Annotated in this window: 1 protein-coding gene; it reads left to right on the forward strand. The window is 69.7% G+C overall.

All coding sequences use genetic code 11. The annotated features are described in order from the left end of the window. Positions 1–45 precede the first annotated feature (45 nt). Positions 46–267: hypothetical protein (locus G6021_RS12870; RefSeq protein ID WP_182641458.1), on the forward strand; the 222-nt coding region annotated here is incomplete at its 3' end.

Below are 267 nucleotides of genomic sequence, written 5' to 3' on the forward strand. Positions count from 1 at the left end.
ACAGAGCCGGGAACGCCCGCTCACCCCGCACCCGAAAGGACCACCATGACCAAGCCAGGCACCCTGCTCGAGACCTTCGATCTCGAGGTCCCGGACGAGGGCCGCACTATCGCGGCCGAAATCCGGCTCGTGACCAATCCCGACGGCACCGAAGTGCTGTGGCACTACGAGAACGGCCGCGCCGCGTTCGTCCACCCCGCCCGCCGCTGCACCAACTGCGCCGAGGTCATCACCTCCGGCCAGAGCGGCAGCCGCTGCACCGGGTGC

Origin of the sequence: Dietzia sp. CW19, assembly GCF_014145265.1 — a bacterium.
Lineage (GTDB): Bacteria > Actinomycetota > Actinomycetes > Mycobacteriales > Mycobacteriaceae > Dietzia > Dietzia natronolimnaea.